Annotated in this window: 2 protein-coding genes and 1 pseudogene; all 3 read left to right on the forward strand. The window is 33.7% G+C overall.

Annotation, left to right across the window (positions count from 1 at the left end; genetic code table 11):
- Positions 1-905 (forward strand): annotated as a pseudogene (locus F6K13_RS19110) (hypothetical protein); the annotation flags it as partial.
- Between the two features lie 401 nt (positions 906-1,306).
- A complete protein-coding gene (locus F6K13_RS19115) occupies positions 1,307-2,869 on the forward strand; it encodes a hypothetical protein (protein WP_124147461.1) in 1,563 nt (520 codons plus the stop codon).
- Positions 2,870-3,737: 868 nt separating this feature from the next.
- Positions 3,738-4,436, forward strand: a complete 699-nt coding sequence (locus F6K13_RS19120) for a sugar transferase (RefSeq protein ID WP_124147460.1) — start codon at positions 3,738-3,740, stop codon at positions 4,434-4,436.
- The last annotated feature ends 258 nt before the right edge of the window (positions 4,437-4,694 follow it).

The following is a 4,694-nucleotide window of genomic DNA, read 5'->3' on the forward strand; positions in this document are numbered from 1 at the left end:
TGCAAGATTTAGAAGTTATTAAAAGTCAAGACCAGGAAAATAAAACTTTTGCTCAACTAGAAGCTCCTAGTTTTGAAGAGAATTACACACAGTGGCAAAAATATCAAAATTCAACTGCTAAAATAGAAGATGCAGAAATAGCAAATTTGATCGAATCACCACTAAATTCAGGGTCAAATTTAGACAACTCAGAAGATGTAGAAAGCACTCAAATTATCGAATCTCTCAGTCATCTTTTCGGTGAACTAGAGATAAATGAAGGACAAACTAACCAATTAATTGTGTCTCTGGAATCTAAACAAGAACAAGAACAAACACAAGAACAAACAAATTACAGCAATAAATCAGAAGAAGAAGAGTATCTTCAGGCATCGGCTAAAGAAAGTCTCTTACCAATACAAGAATCGGATGAAGAACAAAATCAAAATATAGAATTATTATTAGATACTAATACCCTCAATAATTTGCGTTCTGATTTAGAAAATTTAGAAGAATTTGACTTAGAGGAATTAGCAGATGATTCGCAACAAACTGAGTTTCAATTAGGAGAATATTCACCTGTATCTTTAGCAGAAAGTAATCTTGAATCGACTAATGATTCTGTTACTTCGACTTCAGAAGCAAAAGTTACTAACTTAGAAGTTACTAACTTAGAGGGTTTATTTATAGATATTGGTGATGTTTCAGAAAAATTAAATCTAACGAACCAAGAAAATACTCAAAATTCAGCAGAGAATACAGAAAATGAACAAACTTTAGAAGATATTTTAGATGGCTTAACATCTTCAATAGAAGTAGAACAAATAGAAACAGATGAGCGAGAATTTTTACCGCTAGAAACTCTACTTCAAGACCCTCCAGAGACAGAAAAAAAAAAATTAATTTATCAAAACAGACAGATATAACACCAGATAAAACAGCTTTACTATGGTATTTAGGAATTGACTTTGGTACTACAGGTATTTCTGCAGCATTATTTAATCGTAGCAGTAGTGAAATTTATCCTATATATTGGGAGAGATTACCAACTCAACAAAAGTTAAATATTACTGAAACAAATCAAGAATTTACTCTCTCAACAAAAATAGGCCAAAGAACTTTCAGTTCTACCAAAAAAATATATCACCTACCATCAACTTTATACATACATCAAAAATCATCTAAAGAGAAAAATATAGAAGAAAAACCCTTATTACTACAAAACTTTAAACCAGGTTTAAAAGTTACTATTCCTTACCTTTCAATTAAATTTGAAAAACAAAAATCCCAGGATAAACCAGACAAATCTGTTCTTCTAGGTTCTAACTTGATTGCTACAACTGCCCATGAACCAATTTTACAGTTGTCTGAACATGAACAAATTCCCCTCAAGTTAGTTAATCAAGGATTAGTAACTTTATTGACAACCCTTCAGCCCCAAGCTTTTGGCCAAGACTCTATTTCTTTAACTGATAGAGAAACTCAAACAATAGTTACTTTACCTAATGATTATAATTGTGGCGCAGTAGGATTAGACCAAGAAACATTTTTTTCAGCTTTGGCACAATTAAAATGTGTGTTGATCGGTAGTCCGACTAATTGGCCAGAAGCCTATCGCTTCAATCTGAGAGAAGCAGTTTTAGAAGCAGGTCTTGTCAAAAATGTCAATCAAGTAATTGTGATTGAGGACGCGATCGCTACTGCCCTATCAGAATTAACTTCAGTAAGAGAAGATTCAAAAACATCTACGATCTCAGAATTTAGAAGGGGCAAAATTTTAATTGTGAATGTGGGAGCAACTACAACAGAAATGGCCTTAGTTAATTTTCCTGATGATGGCCAAAATTTAACTTATTCTCACTTCCATTGCCATAGTTTTGCTTATGGAGGTCAGGCCCTAGATCAAGATATTGTTTGTCAACTATTACTAAAAAACGAAAATATTTCGCCCCAGACCGAGAAAGAAAAGAATCAAGAACAATCTACTCAATTATGGCCACGGCCAGGCTATCCAGATTTGTCAATTAGGTCTCAACTACAGCAATGGTTACAAAGTTCATCCTATAGACAAGAATTATTAGCAGCAGCTCGTAATTTAAAAGTCATTCTGCCATCTGAAAAAGAATTTACTTTGAATATAGGCGATCGCCAATGGAGTTTACAACAACAAGATTTAGAAAAAAAAGTATTAGAGCCTTTTATACAACAATTAAATCAGGAGTTAAATAATTTTTTGAGTAGGGTGGGAATATCTCCAGTGGGAATTAACCGCGCTTTATGTACTGGAGGTAGTGGGAGTTGGAGTGGGATATCTCGTTGGTTACGTCAAAAATTGCCTAATGCAATTATTGTTCAAGATGCAAAAGTTAATTCTGAAAATGTAGAGTTAGGGCAGGAAAATCTGCAGGGATCGGATAATTGTTTATCTGAGATTGAAGATATTAAATTAACTATAGGTAGGGTTGCTTATGGTTTAGCTATTTTACCTCTTTATCCACAAATTATAGATATACCTCAACAACAGTACAACGACTATTTTTTACTTTGGGAAATACTACGAGTTTTTCCAGATCATCCTTTATCTCTAAAAGAAGTTTATCAATTATTAGAGGAGCAAGGAATAAATACTCGTGTTTGTCAGGAGAACATTAAGACTATTTTAGAAAGTAAACTACCTCCAGGTTTAGTGCCTTCGGAGGAAGATGTCATGCTATTGAGTGAAGTTTCTCGACAAAATTCTGAATATCAAAGTTTGAGAGCAAAGCCACTTTTTTGCCAAGAACCTGATGGTAATGGGTATCGTTTGAGTAATGAACAAGCAGAATATGTAAGAGAATACTTAAATATGCTAGTGGCTAATACTAGGCAAAAATTTGAGGAACCCCTATAAAGTTAACAGAAAATGTGGCGTTGCTTAAATGTAATAATAATTAGACATCTACTCCACCCATAGGGAGTAGGCAGCTTTGCTGTAGGCAGTAGGGGTAAAGAATTGATAATTTCTTTGGGATATAGATATTGATTTTTGATTCTTGGAGATGTCTATTAGCTGAAGGTAAAATTGAAAAACTGATGTTTTGCGCCCAAAGTTAATCTCAAAATCATTACCACTCAGCAACGCCGAAAATGTAATTTAGCGATCGCTTGCTCTACAAGTTTTCCTGGTCAAAAATAGTTTGCATTATAAGCTTAATACAAAAATATTACAATATTTTGTTTATAGAACCTATTTGATATCTATTTAAAAACAGATGGGGAGTATTTTTTAACCTGCTTCCCTTATGCCTTCCCTTCATCTCCTGACTCGGTCTTCCTGACTCTTGTAAAAAAACGCGGGTCGCGGACTAAGATACCAAATGGGTTCTATAGGACAGATAACGGAATATGGAGCAGCAAATATTTATCTAAAGTCCCATTAACATATTGTTAAAAAAAAACACCTAAGGGTTTCTCGTTACAAATAATTGTATTAGAATATACAATTTTTGTGATTTTAATTACATAATACTTAATTCGATCTACAAACACCAGAAAACATAAAAAAGCAAAATCTTTAATTATACATAATATTTTTTCTCTTTCCGGAAGATTTGATGATGGATTACCAAAACAACACATAAACTTTAAAAAACGGCTGATATTTGTGAAGATTCAGTAAAGTTAGGTATTTTACCCTACCACCTTAAATCTAGCTCTTCTAAGATGTAAGTATAAAAATTTTCCATAAATATAAAACAGAATGTCACAGTGCAAATTTTATGAATACATCTAACTTATCAGTCTCTTCAAATATGAATTCTCTAGCAGTTCTAGAACACAAATACTCAACTAACTTATACAAACAAGTAGCTCATCCGTCTGTCAATAGTCCAAGCAAGCGTCTGATTGATATTTTAGGCGCCTTAGTCGGATTAGCGATCACAGGAGTATTTGCAATTCCTGTATTTATATTCATGCAATTTGATAGTCCGGGTCCGCTATTTTTCAGTCAGGTTCGCTGTGGTTTTAGGGGAAAAACTTTTTGGATCAGGAAGTTTCGTTCAATGGTTGTTGATGCAGAAAAACTGAAGCACCTTGTCAAAAACGAAGCAAAAGGTAACATTTTTAAAAATGAGAAAGATCCTAGAATAACTCGTATAGGTCGCTTTCTGCGTCGGACTAGCTTAGACGAACTACCTCAATTCTGGAATGTTCTCAAAGGAGATATGAGTTTAGTGGGAACTCGCCCTCCTACTTTTGATGAAGTCAAAAATTATGAAGCTCATCACTGGCACAGACTGGATATCAAACCTGGTATGACTGGAGAATGGCAGGTTAATGGTCGCTCTAGTGTGAAAGACTTTGAAGAAATAGTACGTATGGATATTGACTATCAGCAAAAATGGTCTATTGCATACGATCTCAAGTTAATATGGAAAACAATTTGGGTGGTATTTAATAAGTCAGGTGCTTGTTAGTTCTACTTTTTTGCTCGGAGTTCAATGTCGCATTTCTCAGAAATAGATTTGAGATGCTGTTTAATGCGACTAGAATAGAAGTTATTTTTAAAATAAGAAAAGAAATCTGATTATTCCGTAGCAAATTAGATTTAATTAGTTATATTATATGGAATTGTTGACCCACTATCTTTGCTAGCGCAGATATTATCCTAATTGTTCGAATAAGCGTGAGGTATCTTTAATCAAGATGGGAGCAATATGCTCCCACTACTTATT

Source organism: Okeania sp. SIO2B9 (genome assembly GCF_010672505.1).
GTDB lineage: Bacteria > Cyanobacteriota > Cyanobacteriia > Cyanobacteriales > Microcoleaceae > Okeania > Okeania hirsuta.

Excerpts from the sequence above, each read along its gene's own strand:
- F6K13_RS19120 (WP_124147460.1), top strand. The coding sequence starts at position 3,738 with ATGAATACATCTAACTTATCAGTCTCTTCAAATATGAATTCTCTAGCA.